Origin of the sequence: Streptomyces sp. NPDC001980 (assembly GCF_040296885.1) — a bacterium.
Taxonomy (GTDB): domain Bacteria; phylum Actinomycetota; class Actinomycetes; order Streptomycetales; family Streptomycetaceae; genus Streptomyces.
On the sequence record NZ_JBEOYD010000006.1, the window covers coordinates 192,131 to 205,148 of the forward strand.

At 71.2% G+C, this 13,018-nt stretch carries 10 protein-coding genes, 1 tRNA gene and 2 pseudogenes; 6 read left to right on the forward strand and 7 right to left on the reverse strand.

Annotation, left to right across the window (positions count from 1 at the left end; genetic code table 11):
- Positions 1–136: 136 nt before the first annotated feature.
- Positions 137–1,519, reverse strand: a complete 1,383-nt coding sequence (locus ABT137_RS11680) for a PP2C family protein-serine/threonine phosphatase (RefSeq protein WP_351706230.1) — start codon at positions 1,517–1,519, stop codon at positions 137–139.
- Between the two features lie 660 nt (positions 1,520–2,179).
- Between ABT137_RS11680 and ABT137_RS11685 the strand changes: the two genes are divergently transcribed.
- Both ABT137_RS11685 and ABT137_RS11690 read left to right on the forward strand, forming a co-directional pair.
- A complete protein-coding gene (locus ABT137_RS11685) occupies positions 2,180–2,854 on the forward strand; it encodes a bifunctional DNA primase/polymerase (RefSeq protein ID WP_351706233.1) in 675 nt (224 codons plus the stop codon).
- Positions 2,855–2,908: 54 nt separating this feature from the next.
- On the forward strand, positions 2,909–3,472 hold the full coding sequence (locus ABT137_RS11690; RefSeq protein WP_351706236.1) for a hypothetical protein: 564 nt from the start codon (positions 2,909–2,911) through the stop codon (positions 3,470–3,472).
- Positions 3,473–3,728: 256 nt separating this feature from the next.
- Here ABT137_RS11690 and ABT137_RS11695 read toward each other — a convergent pair whose 3' ends face one another.
- The 3 genes from ABT137_RS11695 to ABT137_RS11705 all read right to left on the reverse strand — a co-directional run bounded on the left by ABT137_RS11695 (position 3,729) and on the right by ABT137_RS11705 (position 6,616).
- A complete protein-coding gene (locus ABT137_RS11695; protein WP_351706239.1) occupies positions 3,729–4,718 on the reverse strand; it encodes a DUF5926 family protein in 990 nt (329 codons plus the stop codon).
- Between the two features lie 209 nt (positions 4,719–4,927).
- Positions 4,928–5,566 (reverse strand): ATP-binding protein, encoded by a 639-nt coding sequence (locus ABT137_RS11700; protein WP_351706650.1) that lies wholly within the window; start codon positions 5,564–5,566, stop codon positions 4,928–4,930.
- Between the two features lie 222 nt (positions 5,567–5,788).
- Positions 5,789–6,616 (reverse strand): glycerophosphodiester phosphodiesterase, encoded by an 828-nt coding sequence (locus ABT137_RS11705; RefSeq protein ID WP_351706242.1) that lies wholly within the window; start codon positions 6,614–6,616, stop codon positions 5,789–5,791.
- Between the two features lie 257 nt (positions 6,617–6,873).
- Between ABT137_RS11705 and ABT137_RS11710 the strand changes: the two genes are divergently transcribed.
- On the forward strand, positions 6,874–8,352 hold the full coding sequence (locus ABT137_RS11710; RefSeq protein WP_351706245.1) for a S1C family serine protease: 1,479 nt from the start codon (positions 6,874–6,876) through the stop codon (positions 8,350–8,352).
- Between the two features lie 60 nt (positions 8,353–8,412).
- A tRNA-Ser gene (locus tag ABT137_RS11715) sits at positions 8,413–8,497 on the forward strand.
- Between the two features lie 168 nt (positions 8,498–8,665).
- Here the strand turns inward: ABT137_RS11715 and ABT137_RS11720 are convergent.
- Both ABT137_RS11720 and ABT137_RS11725 read right to left on the reverse strand, forming a co-directional pair.
- Positions 8,666–9,214 (reverse strand): annotated as a pseudogene (locus tag ABT137_RS11720) (UTRA domain-containing protein); the annotation flags it as partial.
- A 264-nt stretch (positions 9,215–9,478) separates the two neighbouring features.
- The gene (locus tag ABT137_RS11725; RefSeq protein WP_351706248.1) at positions 9,479–10,756 is read right to left on the reverse strand and encodes a calcium-binding protein; all 1,278 of its coding nucleotides are present in this window, start codon (positions 10,754–10,756) and stop codon (positions 9,479–9,481) included.
- 597 nt (positions 10,757–11,353) lie between these two features.
- Here ABT137_RS11725 and ABT137_RS11730 point away from each other — a divergent pair.
- Positions 11,354–12,094: a DUF4232 domain-containing protein gene (locus ABT137_RS11730; RefSeq protein WP_351706251.1), complete on the forward strand. Its 741-nt coding sequence runs from the start codon at positions 11,354–11,356 to the stop codon at positions 12,092–12,094.
- A gap of 102 nt (positions 12,095–12,196) precedes the next feature.
- Positions 12,197–12,488 (forward strand): annotated as a pseudogene (locus tag ABT137_RS11735) (site-specific integrase); the annotation flags it as partial.
- Positions 12,489–12,579: 91 nt separating this feature from the next.
- On the opposite strand, the gene ABT137_RS11740 reads toward ABT137_RS11735, so the two are convergent.
- Entirely contained in the window at positions 12,580–12,975 is a 396-nt protein-coding gene (locus ABT137_RS11740; RefSeq protein WP_351706254.1) for a hypothetical protein, read from the reverse strand.
- Positions 12,976–13,018: the final 43 nt, after the last annotated feature.

Here is a 13,018-nt window from a genome sequence, read left to right on the forward strand (position 1 = left end):
GCAGTGAATCCCGTCCATCGTACGGTCGTACCGGACGGCGTCCCAGGGACTCGGTGCCCGCAGCCGTGTGAGGTGTCTCCGCCTCCGCCTTCCGACCCTCCTTCTGAACTTCTTCCGACCTCTTCTGACTGACCGGTCAGTCGAACCGGGCCGCCAGCAGCACCACGTCCTCCTCGCTGTCGGCCTCGTCCAGGCCGTTCGGCAGCACCGTGCGCAGGACGTGGTCGGCGATCGCACCGGGGTCGTGGCGCAGCGCGCGCGGGATGCTCGCGGCGGCCGTGTGCAGCCGGGCGAAGGCGCGGTCCATGGGGTCGCCGGTGCGGTGCAGCAGCCCGTCCGTGTAGAGGAGCACGGTCTCGCCGGCCTCCGCCTCGATCTCCACGCTGGGCGCCTCCCAGCAGGCGAGCATGCCGAGCGGCGCGGACACCGAGGTCTCCGCGAACTCCGTGCGGTGCTCCCCGATCAGCAGCGGCGGGCTGTGCCCTGCCCCGGCGAGGGTGACCTTGCGCACCGCGGGCTCGCAGTAGGCGAACAGGGCGGTGGCGGAGCGGGCCGGTTCGGTCAGCCGCAGCAGCAGTTCCAGGTCGGAGAGGACCGCGACCGGGTCCTCGCCCTCCATCACGGCGTAGGCCCGCAGCGAGGCGCGCAGCCGGCCCATCGCGGCGACCGCGCTCGGCCCGGAGCCGGTGACCGAGCCGACGGCGAGGCCGAGGGCGGCGTCGGGCAGCGGCAGCGCGTCGTACCAGTCGCCGCCGCCGCGCGGGCCGGTGCGGTGCCGGGCGGCGAGCTGGACGCCGGCCACCCGGGGCAGCCGGGAGGGGAGCAGTTCCTCGGCGATGGTCGCCATGCACGCGCGCGTGCGCTCGACCTCCAGCAGCCGGGCCAGGTGCTCGGCCGCGTACCTGACGTACAGGCCGGCGAGGTGGCGCTGGCGCTCGTGCGGCTCGGCCGGCTCGTCGTACAGCCAGGCGACTGCGCCGAGGCGGTCGGCCGCGTCGGTGACGAGGGGGAGCGCGTAGCTGGCGGCGTAGCCGAGGCGGGCGGCGACCTCGCGGTGGCGCGGGTCGAGGCCGTCCTCGGCGAACAGGTCGGGGTGCACGGTCTCGGCGGTACCGCTGTCGTACGGCAGTGCGCCGCGCGGGACGGTCTCCAGGTGGCCGAGGTCCGCGCGGCCGAGCCCGAGGCCGAGCGTGGTGTGCGGGCCGAGTGCGTCGGCGGGCTCCAGCGCCACCAGACCGCGCCGGGCGCCCACCAGGGCGGCACCGGCGCGCAGCAGCTCCCGGAGGGCCGGCTCCAGCGCGTCGGTGCGGGCGAGCCGTTCGGCCAGTTCATGGAGGGTGGTGAGGTCGGAGACCCAGCCGGCCAGCCGGTCCTGGAGGACGGTGCCGGGCGCCGGGACGGCGGGGGTCTTCGGGACGGGAGGTGCGGCCGGGGCGGGGGGAACCGGCGCGACAGTGTGTGCGGGAGTGGGGACCGTTGAATCGATTCCAGCCACTTTCGGAGGGTGCGGGGCGTTCATCGCGTCCGGCTTTCAGACCTGTGCGTATTGCTCAAAAGCATCGCAAACCCCCATGTCTTTCTGCACCGCTGGCAGTGTCTCCACATGTACACGCACTCGTGAGGGGATGTCCAGCATTGTCCTGCCGGGATTCCTGGTGTCCGTGGGCCTCTTGAGGGGTTCTCCCGGACGGCTTGCGTAAAAGCAAAGTTGGCTTAAAACTGACTCGGGCGACGGTTCATTGCGGTCGACTGGCCTTGCTCCACGGAGCGTCACAGCGGTCGTGATGGGTACGTACTCGGAGAAGGCCAGGGGTGGTTGGGGACCACCCGGAACCTGGCGACGGACCCGGGCGTCTTAACCACCGACGACCGTGCCCCATCCTCCCGTGGCGGAGGCGGAGAGAAACACTCGGAACGGCAAAACGCCAGACTTCGCCACCCCCACGCCGTGGCCGTGCTTTTGATAGACGCAGTACGAGCAGTACGAGCAGCACGCGGTACGAGCAGTACGACGCAGTTCTTGTGAACGCGGGCGCGGCCCCCGCTCGACCCCCAGGGGTTCCCCTTGCCCAGTGCAGGGGTGTGATGCGCCAACAGGTACGCACAGTGAAGTGATCGACACATGATGTGATGTGGTCCACGGTGTTGCCAGCGGTGCAACGGAAAGGAACGAGCGCTCATGCGCGAGATCCTCGGAAGGCGACGCAGGCTCCTGTCCAGGCGGAACGACAAGGGGCCTGACTTTCTCGGCGCGGCCCTGACCTTCGCGACGGAATGGCAGTGGCCCGTACTCCCGGGCGTGGCTCCCGACCCTCAGGGGCGGGCCCGGTGCGCGTGTCCCGACCCCGAGTGCACGGTGCCCGGTGCACACCCCTTCGACCCCGGCCTGCTCGCCGCCACCACCGACGAGCGCATGGTCCGCTGGTGGTGGGGGAACCGGCCGACGGCCCCGATCGTCCTCGCCACCGGTGCTGCCGGCGGCAAGGCACCCTGCGCGGTCAGCCTGCCGGCCCTCGCCGCCTCCCGCGCCCTCGCCCTCCTCGACCGCCGCGGCATGCGCCTCGGTCCGGTGGTCGCCGCGCCCACCCGCTGGGCGCTGCTCGTCAAGCCGTACTCCATGGAGCAGCTGGGCGAGCTGCTCTACGCCAAGGACTTCGTCCCCGGCTCGCTCCGCTTCCACGGCGAGGGCGGCTATCTCGCCCTGCCGCCCTCCGAGACCGGCCAGGGCGCCATCCGCTGGGAGCGGGCCCCGCTGCCCGGCTCGGCCAAGCCCTGGGTGCCCGACGTGGAGGCCGTGGTGGACGCCGTGGTCGACGCCCTCACCCGTACGGGTGTGAGCGCACCCGAGTTGTAGGGGTGTCGGGCGCGAGAACCCGGCTTGTCGCGTCCGCCTGGTTACCCTCCGCACATGAACGTGCGTCTCCTCGCCCTCGCGGGCGTCATGGTGTGCGCGGTCGCGCTGCCGCTGGCCGTGGCGTCCGCAGGACAGGTGGGCGACGCCGCCGTACCCCCCGCCCGGCACGACGACGAGAAGCTGCCGTTGCCCGCCCGGTCCCCGCTGGTGCTCGGCCTGGGCCTCGCCACGGCCGCCCGCTGCGGTCCCGAACTCACCTCGCCGGACGGCGTCGAGGCGCAGACCTGTGTGATGGCCCAGGGCGCGGACACCTGGGCGCGCACCTACTACCGCAACGCCACCGGGGCGCCCCTGGAGGGTGAGCTGAGCCTCCTGGGCCCGAACGGCCGCACCGTCCAGACGCACTGCGCGGCCGATGCCGCCGCCGACGACGAGCCCGCCACCTGTGAGACGCCCCGGGAGCACACCCGGGGCACGCTGGACGCCTACACGGCCGTCACGGAGTTCGCGGCACGCGACGGCGACGGCCCACTGCTGCTGCGCTCCGCGAGCAACTCGGGGGACGCCGGTTCCGGGGACCCTGTCGTGGGCAACTCCCAGCGGTCAAACGGGAGTTGACGAATCACTACGGTCCGTACACCGGACGCGGGCATGAAAAGGCCCGATTGCTGGCGACGGGGGATGCACCAGCAACCGGGCTACTGAGACGGTAACAAGAGATCGGCGGTTCGCAAATTCGATCTCGGCTATTCGGACACGTATTTGCTTGCCGTGTAGGGAAGTTGTGACAGGAGTCACCCGAGTCAACGGGCCTGGGGCGGCTGACCGACCGGTCAGCCGCGACCCTGTGCCCGCGCTGATCGCCGGCCGAGCGTCAGCTGAGCGTGACCTGTCGGTTGGTGAGTCCGCCGCGGGCCCGCCGCTCGTCCGCGGTGAGCGGTGCCTCCGAGGCCAGGGCGGTCGCGAGCCGCTCGGCGAACTCGGCGGCAGGCTTCTCCACGTCCTCCGCGCCGACCCCGCTCGGCAGGTCCCAGACCGGCACGGTGAGGCCGTGGGCGCGGAAGGAACCGACCAGCCGGGTCCCCTCGCCGAGGCCGGACCGGCCCGCCGCGTGCAGCCGCGCGAGAGCGTCCAGAAGCTGCTCCTCGGGGTACGGCATGACCCACCGCAGATGGTTCTTCTCCGGCGTCTCGCACCAGTAGGCGGAGTCGACGCCGGTCAGCTTCACCGTCGGGATGGCCGCCGCGTTGGCCCGCTCCAGGGAGGCGGTCACGTCCGGGGTGGCGTTCTCCGCGTCCTGCACCCAGAACTCGAAGCCGTCGTGCACAACTGGCTCGAACGGGCCCTTCGGGTCGAGCAGGTCCTGCAGCCGGTGGCTGTCGGCGGGGGCTCGGCGGCCCTGCACCGGGGTGCCCGGCTCGGCGGCGAGGGCGCGCTGGAGGGTGTCGGCGAGGTCGCGGCTGATGTCGCCGGAGGCCGTGTCGTTCTGCAGGCCGAGCAGGACCGTGCCGTCGTCGCGGCGCAGCGCCGGCCAGGCCATCGGCAGCACGGTGGCGAGCGTGACCGAGGGGACGCCCTCGGGCAGACCGTCCTTCAGGGTCAGCTCGACGGTGGCGGCGGGGACCAGCTCGCGCAGCGCCACCCAGTCGCCCTCGCCGGCCAGCCCCTCGAACGGGCGGTGCACCAGCTCGGTCGCCGCGTGCGCCGCCGCCCGGCCGTGGCAGGCCTTGTAGCGGCGGCCGCTGCCGCAGGGGCAGGGCTCACGGGCACCGACAACCGGATAGTTCACATCAGCGCCTTCGGCGCGGGCGGCATCGCTGAGCTGCGGCCGCGTGGCCGTCGTCTGGGGTCGCTTCTTGGCCATCTGGGTGTCTCCCGGTTACGGCTCGTCTCGTACGGGCGGGAGCCTAGCCGTTCATGCCCTGGACCACGGGAACCTGTGGACAATGGCGCCGACACCGACCGTACGGCCCATTGGCCCTGTGGACGGAGGCGCCGTCGCGTATCCGCCCGGTCCAGGTCGCCGAAGGCTCGGTCCGGGGCGCCGAAGCCTCGGTCCAGGTCGTCGAAGATTCAGTCCAGGTCGTCGAACGCGTCCGTGAAGTCCAGGTCGGCCATCTCCGGGACCGAGGGCGCCATGACGCGCGTAGTGAAGGCGTCGCGGCGGTCCCTGGTGCCCGGACCGCGCACGTCCTTGTGGACCACGACCCAGACGGTCACCTCGCCCCGGGCGTCGTCCCGGACGCCCCAGTCGTCGGCCAGGGCCGTGATGATGTTCAGCCCGCGGCCGCCGTGCGCCGTGACCGACGGGGTCATCGGGGCCGGGCGGGTCGGGCCGCCGCCGTCCGTGACCTCGACGATCAGCCGGCCGCGCGTGTCCACCTGCCAGGCGGCCCGGACGTCGCCGTCCCCGGCCAGTGCGTCCCCCAGGGGGCGCCCGTGTTTGCAGGCATTGCTCAAAAGTTCGGAAAGGATCAGAACGGCATCATCGATGACCGCTTCCGACAGACCGCCCGTGCGCAACTGATCGCGCATGCGGTGTCTCGCCTTGCCCACGCCCGCAGGGCCATGGGGTACGGCCATGCTCGACGACGTGGGCACCTCCTGTGCCACCACCAACGCCACCCCCGAGACCTCCTTTGCCCCACGCCACGGTGTGGATGCCCCATCGGCCTGAACCGGAAACCGGCCAATGAATGTCCGGTGACGCATTCGCAACGAACGAATACGTGCCGAACGCGCCGGAGCACTCCCTGTCACGGGTCGTATCCATATCCCCCAGATATGGCTACGTGTGGCTGAATTTCGATGGTGTGGCCGAGAAGTGAGGATGCTGTGGGCGGGCTGTCGGGTCAAGGGGTGCGAGGTGTCCTTACCCGACTCTTTATCTGAGCCCTGGTCAGGACGGGTCCCGAGGCGCTGTCCCCGGGACTCTCAACGCCCCAGCCGACTCAGCACGGCCGCCGGCCGGTTGGTGATGATCGCGTCGATGCCGAGCTCCACGCACAGGTCCACGTCCTCCGGCTCGTTCACCGTCCAGACGTGCACCCGGTGGCCGTTGCGCTGCAACCGCTCGACGTAGGCCGGGTGATTGCGCACGATCCGGATCGAGGGGCCCGCGATCCGCACCCCGGCCGGCAGCCGCCCGTCGCGCAGCCGGGGTGAGAGGAACTGCAGCAGATAGACGGTCGGCAGCGTCGGCGAGGCCGCCCGCACCCGGGCCAGCGACCGCGCGGAGAAGCTCATGACCCGCACCGGCGACTCCTCGGGGGTGGCCGGAGCGTCCAGCCCGAACCGCTTGAGCAGGACCAGCAGCCGCTCCTCGACCTGCCCCGCCCACCGCGTGGGGTGCTTGGTCTCGATCGCCAGCTCCACCCGCCGCCCGGCGTCCGCGACCAGCTCCAGCAGCCGCTCCAGCGTCAGTACGGAGGTGTCCGCGCGGTCCTCGGGCCGGAACTCCCAGTCGGGCTCCTCGTCGCGCCCGCGCCAGGCCGGTCCCTTCCGCCACGAGCCGAAGTCCAGGGCGGCCAGGTCCGCGAGCTCCAGGGCCGAGACCGCGCCCCGCCCGTTGGACGTACGGTTGACCCGTCGGTCGTGGACGCACACCAGGTGGCCGTCGGCGGTCAGGCGTACGTCGCACTCCAGGGCGTCGGCGCCGTCCTCGATGGCCTTCCGGTACGCGGCCAGCGTGTGCTCGGGGGCGTACTCGGAGGCCCCGCGATGCGCGACGACCTGGATGCGATGCTGTGGTGCGTGGGTCACCGCGTCATGGTGCCACCGAGCGGGGGTGCCTGGGGTCACCCTGGATGCCGGTAAAGAGAACTTTTGTCGGACAAGCACTATATAAAGGTTGTCCGTGTACCCACAGCCACCGCTTATGGTGCTCTGACGGCCTGTGGGAAAAGCTGACGGCATACAAAAGCACGTGCACAGCTGAATCGCGCCGGACCGACAGCAAGCGTGAAAGAGCGTGACCGAGTGCGACCGAGAAGAAAAGCCGTGGACCGAGGAGAGAAGCTGTGAGCACCGAGAACGAGGGCAACCCGGTACCCCCGGCCCCGTCCGCACCTCCCGTGCCGCCGTCGTCTCCCGCTGCCTCGTCGCAGGCAGCCGCGTCCGACGGCGGGGAAGCGCCGACCGCCCCGATCCCGCCGACGCCCCAGAGCGCGCCCGGCGCACCCGCGGGCGACCCCTACGGGCCCGCACCGCAGGCCCCCGACGCCTCCTGGCCGCCCCCGCCCCCCGCGACCCCTTCCTACGCGGACCCCGGCGCGGGCGCCGGCGCCGCCTGGGGCTCGTCGTACGACCAGCAGCAGTACCAGCAGTACCAGCAGCAGCCGTTCCAGCAGCCGCAGCCCGCGCCGAAGAAGGGCAGCGGGCGCGGCGGTCTGATCGCCGCCGTCCTGGTGGCCGCGCTGGTCGCGGGCGGCCTCGGCGGCGGCCTCGGCTACACGCTGGCGAAGAACAACGACGACAGCGGCTCCACGACCATCTCCGCGTCCTCCAGCGGCGGCGCCACCCAGGTCAAGCGCGCCGCCGGCACCATCGCGGCGGTCGCCCAGAACGCGCTGCCCAGCACGGTCACCATCGAGTCCGAGTCGACCAACGGCGAGGGCGGCACCGGCACCGGCTTCGTCTTCGACAAGCAGGGCCACATCATCACCAACAACCACGTGGTCGCGGACTCCCTCGACGGCGGCAAGCTGACGGCGACGTTCCCGGACGGCAAGAAGTACGACGCCGAGGTCGTCGGCCACGCGCAGGGCTACGACGTCGCGGTGATCAAGCTCAAGAACCCGCCGTCGGACCTGAAGCCGCTCGCCCTGGGCGACTCCGACAAGGTGGCCGTCGGCGACGAGACGATCGCGATCGGCGCCCCCTTCGGCCTGTCCAACACGGTCACCACGGGCATCATCAGCGCCAAGAACCGCCCGGTCGCCTCCAGTGACGGCAGCTCCACCAGCAAGGCGTCGTACATGAGCGCCCTGCAGACCGACGCCTCCATCAACCCGGGCAACTCCGGCGGCCCGCTGCTCGACGCCTCCGGCGCGGTGATCGGCATCAACTCCGCGATCCAGTCCGCCTCCAGCGGCGGCCTGGGCAGCACCGGGCAGTCGGGTTCGATCGGCCTCGGCTTCGCCATCCCGATCAACCAGGCCAAGTACGTGGCCCAGCAGCTGATCAAGACCGGCAAGCCGGTCTACGCGAAGATCGGCGCGTCGGTGACGCTGGAGGACGGCACCTCCGGCGCGCAGATCACCGACTCCGGCTCGGGCGGCTCCGCCGCGGTGGAGTCGGGCGGCCCCGCGGACAAGGCCGGCCTCAAGCCCGGCGACGTCATCACCAAACTGGACGACTCGGTGATCGACAGCGGCCCGACCCTGATCGGGGAGATCTGGACCCACAAGCCCGGCGACAAGGTCGAGATCACCTACAAGCGGGGCGGCAGCGAGCACACGGTCACCGTCACCCTCGGCTCCCGCGTCGGCGACAACTGACCCGCACCCGCCCGCACGAACCGGTTACTCTGTTTCCCGCGCCGATCTCCGTCGGCGCGGGGTGGGTTGCCCGAGCGGCCTAAGGGAACGGTCTTGAAAACCGTCGTGGCGCGAGCCACCGTGGGTTCAAATCCCACACCCACCGCGTGACGTTTACGGCCCCTGACCAGGCAAGACGGTCGGGGGCCGTCGGCGTGTGCGCTCCCCCTCAGACACCGCTGTTCCCCCTGGTTTCCCGCTCTATCGGGCACGCAAGGGGCACGACTGGGGCACGGCCTGAGGGCCTTGGATCATGGCCTGAGGGCGCTGTCGCCTACCGGTTGATGGGAATCTCGTAGACGATCTCGCAGTGGGCGGCGGGCACGATGATGTCCGCGGTTTCCACGGGCCGACCCTGGTCGCTGTAGTAGGTCCGCCGGATGTGGGTGACGAGAGCGGCCTTCTGAATGCCGAGGAGCGATGCCTCCTCGGCGGTGGCCTGTCGGGGCTCGGGCTGCTCCACGGCGTGGCTGACGGTGATCCCGATGGTGGCCATGCGGTTCACGACGCCCGTCCCGGCGTGCGGGCCGCCCTCGGGGAGGACGACGAGGGTGCCGGCGGTGAGGTCGTAGGGCTCCCAACTCGTGGAGAGTTGCACGGGCCTGCCGTCGGCGAGGAACTCGTACGCGGTCCGTACGCACAGGTCGCCATCGGCGATGCCCAGCCGCGCGGCGATGTCGGCGGGGGCAGGGACCTTGGCGTCGGTCCGGCTCTCCCAGTCGCCCTGCTCGCCGAGAGCCTTCATGTCCGCGCGGAACGGCGACCCCTGGGGCTGCTCACGCGCCGAGGAGCGGACGACCCGCACGCGTTGCCGAGGCTCGACCGCTCGCCTGCTGGAATCTGTCGGCTCGTCCACCGATCACAGGCGTGCCACGGTGCGCGGTTGTACGCCTCTGTTGATGTCAGCTACTGATGTCACGCAACATGCCCAGGTCCCGCGAGACGGCTCCGCGTGCGAGCAGGCTTACTCTCCTCGGTTGGACAAAGCGTTGAAACGGGCCCCGTGCGTTGGTCGCCGCTGCGACGAGGGAGGTGCCGGGGCCCGTTTCTGATGTCCGTCGATCAGGTCGGCGGCGTGTGGGGTGGGTCAGGGACAGCCGGGTCCGGTGGAGGGGTTGAAACAGGCGTTGGCGCCGGGGCCGCCGTCGTTGGTGTTGGTACCAGGGCCGCCGAAGAGGGCGTCGTTGCCGGGACCGCCGAAGAGGGCGTCGTTGCCGTTGCCGCCGTTCAGGCTGTCGGCGCCGTTGCCACCCTCGATGCGGTCGTTGCCGTCACCGCCGGACAACGAGTCGTTGCCGTCGCCGCCGCAGATGAGGTCGTTGCCACCGCGGCCGTCGACCGCATCGTTGCCGCCGAGAGCGAAGATCACATCGTCGCCGGGAGTGCCGACCAGGAAGTCGGGGCCGTTGGTGCCGGTGATGGTCGGCGTGGCAGTCGCGCAGGTGGGGGGGACCGGCTCGTAGGTGATGGTCACCTGGGCCGCTCCCGCGGCAGGTCCGGAGGTACCACCCGTCGGGACGAGGTTCGACCCACCACCACCGCCACCGGGGCCTGCCGCCGGAGGGGAGTTCCGGATCTCGTTGCAGCCCCCGCCTCCGCCTCCACCGAACCAGCCGCCTCCGCCTCCGCCGGCCCCGAAGCTGCCTCCCCCGGTGCCACCCGCACCGCCTGTTCCCGGAGCGCCGGACGTACCGGCGAAGGGGCATGCGGCTCCGGCCGTGCCGCCGGCGGTCTGGGTTCCGCCGCCGCCGCCCTTGCCACCGTTCGTTCTGTCGCCGCCGGCCCCCCCGGTGTTTCCGGCGTTTCCGCCGGTGGCCGACGGGTTGGAGAATCCGGGGACGCTGCTTGCGCCGCCGCCTCCTCCGCCCGCGACGATGAGGCGGGGGTCGGTGCCGGGCACGCCGGTCAGGGTGCAGCCGGGGCCGGCCGAGCTGCAGGTGCGGACGTCGCTGGCACCGCCGCCGGCGCCGCCCGTGGTCACCGGTCCGCCGCCGGCGCCCCCGCCCGTGCCGACGTTGACGTAGAGGGTGGTGGTGCTCGGCGGCACGGTGACGGTGCCGGTGACGGTGGCGCCGTTGCCGCCCGCGCTGCCGTTGGGCCCGTTCTGGCCCGCGGCGCCTGTGGCGGTGACGGTCAGTTGGGTGACGCCGGCCGGGACGGTGAAGGGCTGGTTGGCGCCCGCGTTGAAGGTGACGGTCACGGGCACCGCAGCGGCAGCGGGCGTGGCCGTGGGCACCACCAGGGCCGCCGGCAGCGCCACCGTGGCGAGCAGGACGGCAGCACGCCGGGCCGGGCGCCGCAGCCACTCACCAGCGGCTTTGGCACCACACCGTGGGAACACGGCAGGTCGCAGGGTCGGTCTCACGATGGGGGACTCCTCGACAAAGAGCGCGGCACTCGGGGTGTGCCGCGGACGTCGGTTGATGCTCGGGCCCCTGCCGGGACCGCCCGACGATCAAGCCACACCCGCCCTGTGCGGCCCTACAGACACACCGTCATACCGCGCCGCGATCCACCGACCGGCCGCTACCCGTCCCCGAACTCGGTCCTGTGATCCGTAGGCGCGTGCAGCATCATCACGAACCTCTCGTCCGCAGGCATCCGATGGCTCGTCCGCCGACTGCGGGCGTGCCACCGTGCGTGGTTGTACGCCTGCGTTGATGTCAGCTGTTGATGTCACGCAACCGGCCGTGGAACTGCGGCTTCGCTCGTGAAGTCGTCACCTGCCGGATGAGGCGGACGCCAAGACAGGCCGGCAAAACTGCCGTTCGGAGCGCCGGCTTCGAATCCCCGCGACCGTGATCGCGCTCGCGGCCCATCCTCCACCCCCTCGACCTGATCCGGCTGCGACAGAAGGGGGCAAGGGTCCGGGGGCGGGAGGCGGTGAACGCCCGATGAAGAACGTCCGGCCGGATTCCTCGTAGCCTGGTGCGGAGACGTGCACCTGCCTATCGTGCGAGCGGTGATACGTCCCCGGGGCATTACCGCCCTCCTGTTCTGCCTTCTGGCGACCTCGGCCGCCGTGGCGTGCGACGCCACACCGCCGCCCGACGACACCGTCGCGGCTCCGGACCCGCGCTCCAGCGCGCCGCACGCCACGGTCACCCCGTCGACGGTTCCCACGACGGCCCGACGGAGCGCCACGCCCGCCCCGAGCGCGTCCCCGACGCGATCCGCCGTGTCCTCGTCCCCCGCCGTCGCCTCCGGGGGAGCAAGCGGGAACGACTGCGCTGCGCACGATCTGGTGCTCACTTCCGACAGGCCGAGGCGGGCCGTCCTGGGCAACCCGGGGGACGTGGCCATGGACGTGCAACTGCGCAACCGCTCCGGCATCAGGTGTGTGCTCGACGGGTGGCCGGGTGTCGCCTTCATCGGCGGGCAATCAGTGATGCCCACGAACTGCGCGCCGGGCCAGACATGCGTCGGCCGCGTCGACACGACGTCCCGGCGACCCCTGTCGGTGACGCGCTACGGTCCGGGGCACCCCGCGGCTGTCCGGCTCGCTCCCGGGCAGAGCACGTCGTTCAGCGTCGTCTGGAAGTCGGCCACGGCCACGGTCTGCAACGGCGCCGACTTCTACGCCCCGCCGTACGCCTGGGACATCTGGGTGCCCGGCACCCCCGCGCCCCTGGTCCTGACCCCGCTGCCCATCTCGCCTTGCCACGGAAAGATCGCGATCACCCCGTTCGGGATCACCGGCTGAGGCCCACGGCCCTACCGCGGCTGGGGTGACCTCACCCACCGAGGTCGAGATCCGCTTCGACTTCGGCGACTTCGACCAGTTCATCGTCCGGGTCGGCGAGCACGACCACGACGACAGAGGATCAAGCCCTGGTCTGTCGCCGAGGCCGGCCGCCTCCTCGCCGCCTGCGACGATCACCTGTTCGCGGCCTGGACGCTTGTGCTCTGCCTCGGCCCGCCACGGTGAGGTCCTGGGGCTCACCTGGAAGTCGATCGACTTCGAAACCGGCGAGATCCATGTGGACCACCAGATCCAGCGGGCCGGGCGACAGATCCTGCACCGCGAGACCAGGACCGAGGACTCGGACGACTTGTACTTCGCTGCTGTACGCCCCCGAAACGCAAGAAGCCCCGGATCTCTCCGGGGCTTCTCATCTGTGTGCACTCGGCAGGATTCGAACCTGCAACCTTCTGATCCGTAGCTCTAGCCAGTTCGGTCAACGACGGTCATTCCGGCCGCTCCGAGGGTCCTGAGGGGTGCCGATGGGTGGTGGTAGTCGCTGGGGTTGCGGTATCGCGCTGCTGTACGGCTTGCTTCGCTGCCAGATTCCGGGCGTGAGCTTCTCGCCGTAGCCGTCGTTCGTAATCGGCGATCTGACGGGCGACGGGGACGCTGGTGGCAGTTCGAATCAACCGCTCGTTCTCACGATCCACTAGGAAGGGACCGTTGCCTCCCAACCGGGGGCGCGGTCCGTTCGGACCATCCCAGACTGCTCCCCAGTAGAAGGTCCACCCGAACGGCAAGGCCTCCATACGGAGGATCTGAAGGTCGTACTCGACGCAGCCCTGCGCGGCGTCGATTTCCGCAAGCACCAGTCGGCGCGCGTCCTCCTCGGTCAGCATCGCCCGATGATGACACGACGCCTTCACACGCCAGGGCGTAGGA

Coding starts and splice junctions, on each gene's coding strand:
- ABT137_RS11685 (WP_351706233.1), top strand. CDS start 2,180: ATGCGCGAGATCCTCGGAAGGCGACGCAGGCTCCTGTCCAGGCGGAAC.
- ABT137_RS11680 (WP_351706230.1), bottom strand. CDS start 1,519: ATGAACGCCCCGCACCCTCCGAAAGTGGCTGGAATCGATTCAACGGTC.
- ABT137_RS11740 (WP_351706254.1), bottom strand. CDS start 12,975: ATGCTGACCGAGGAGGACGCGCGCCGACTGGTGCTTGCGGAAATCGAC.
- ABT137_RS11700 (WP_351706650.1), bottom strand. CDS start 5,566: ATGCGTCACCGGACATTCATTGGCCGGTTTCCGGTTCAGGCCGATGGG.
- ABT137_RS11695 (WP_351706239.1), bottom strand. CDS start 4,718: ATGGCCAAGAAGCGACCCCAGACGACGGCCACGCGGCCGCAGCTCAGC.
- ABT137_RS11690 (WP_351706236.1), top strand. CDS start 2,909: ATGAACGTGCGTCTCCTCGCCCTCGCGGGCGTCATGGTGTGCGCGGTC.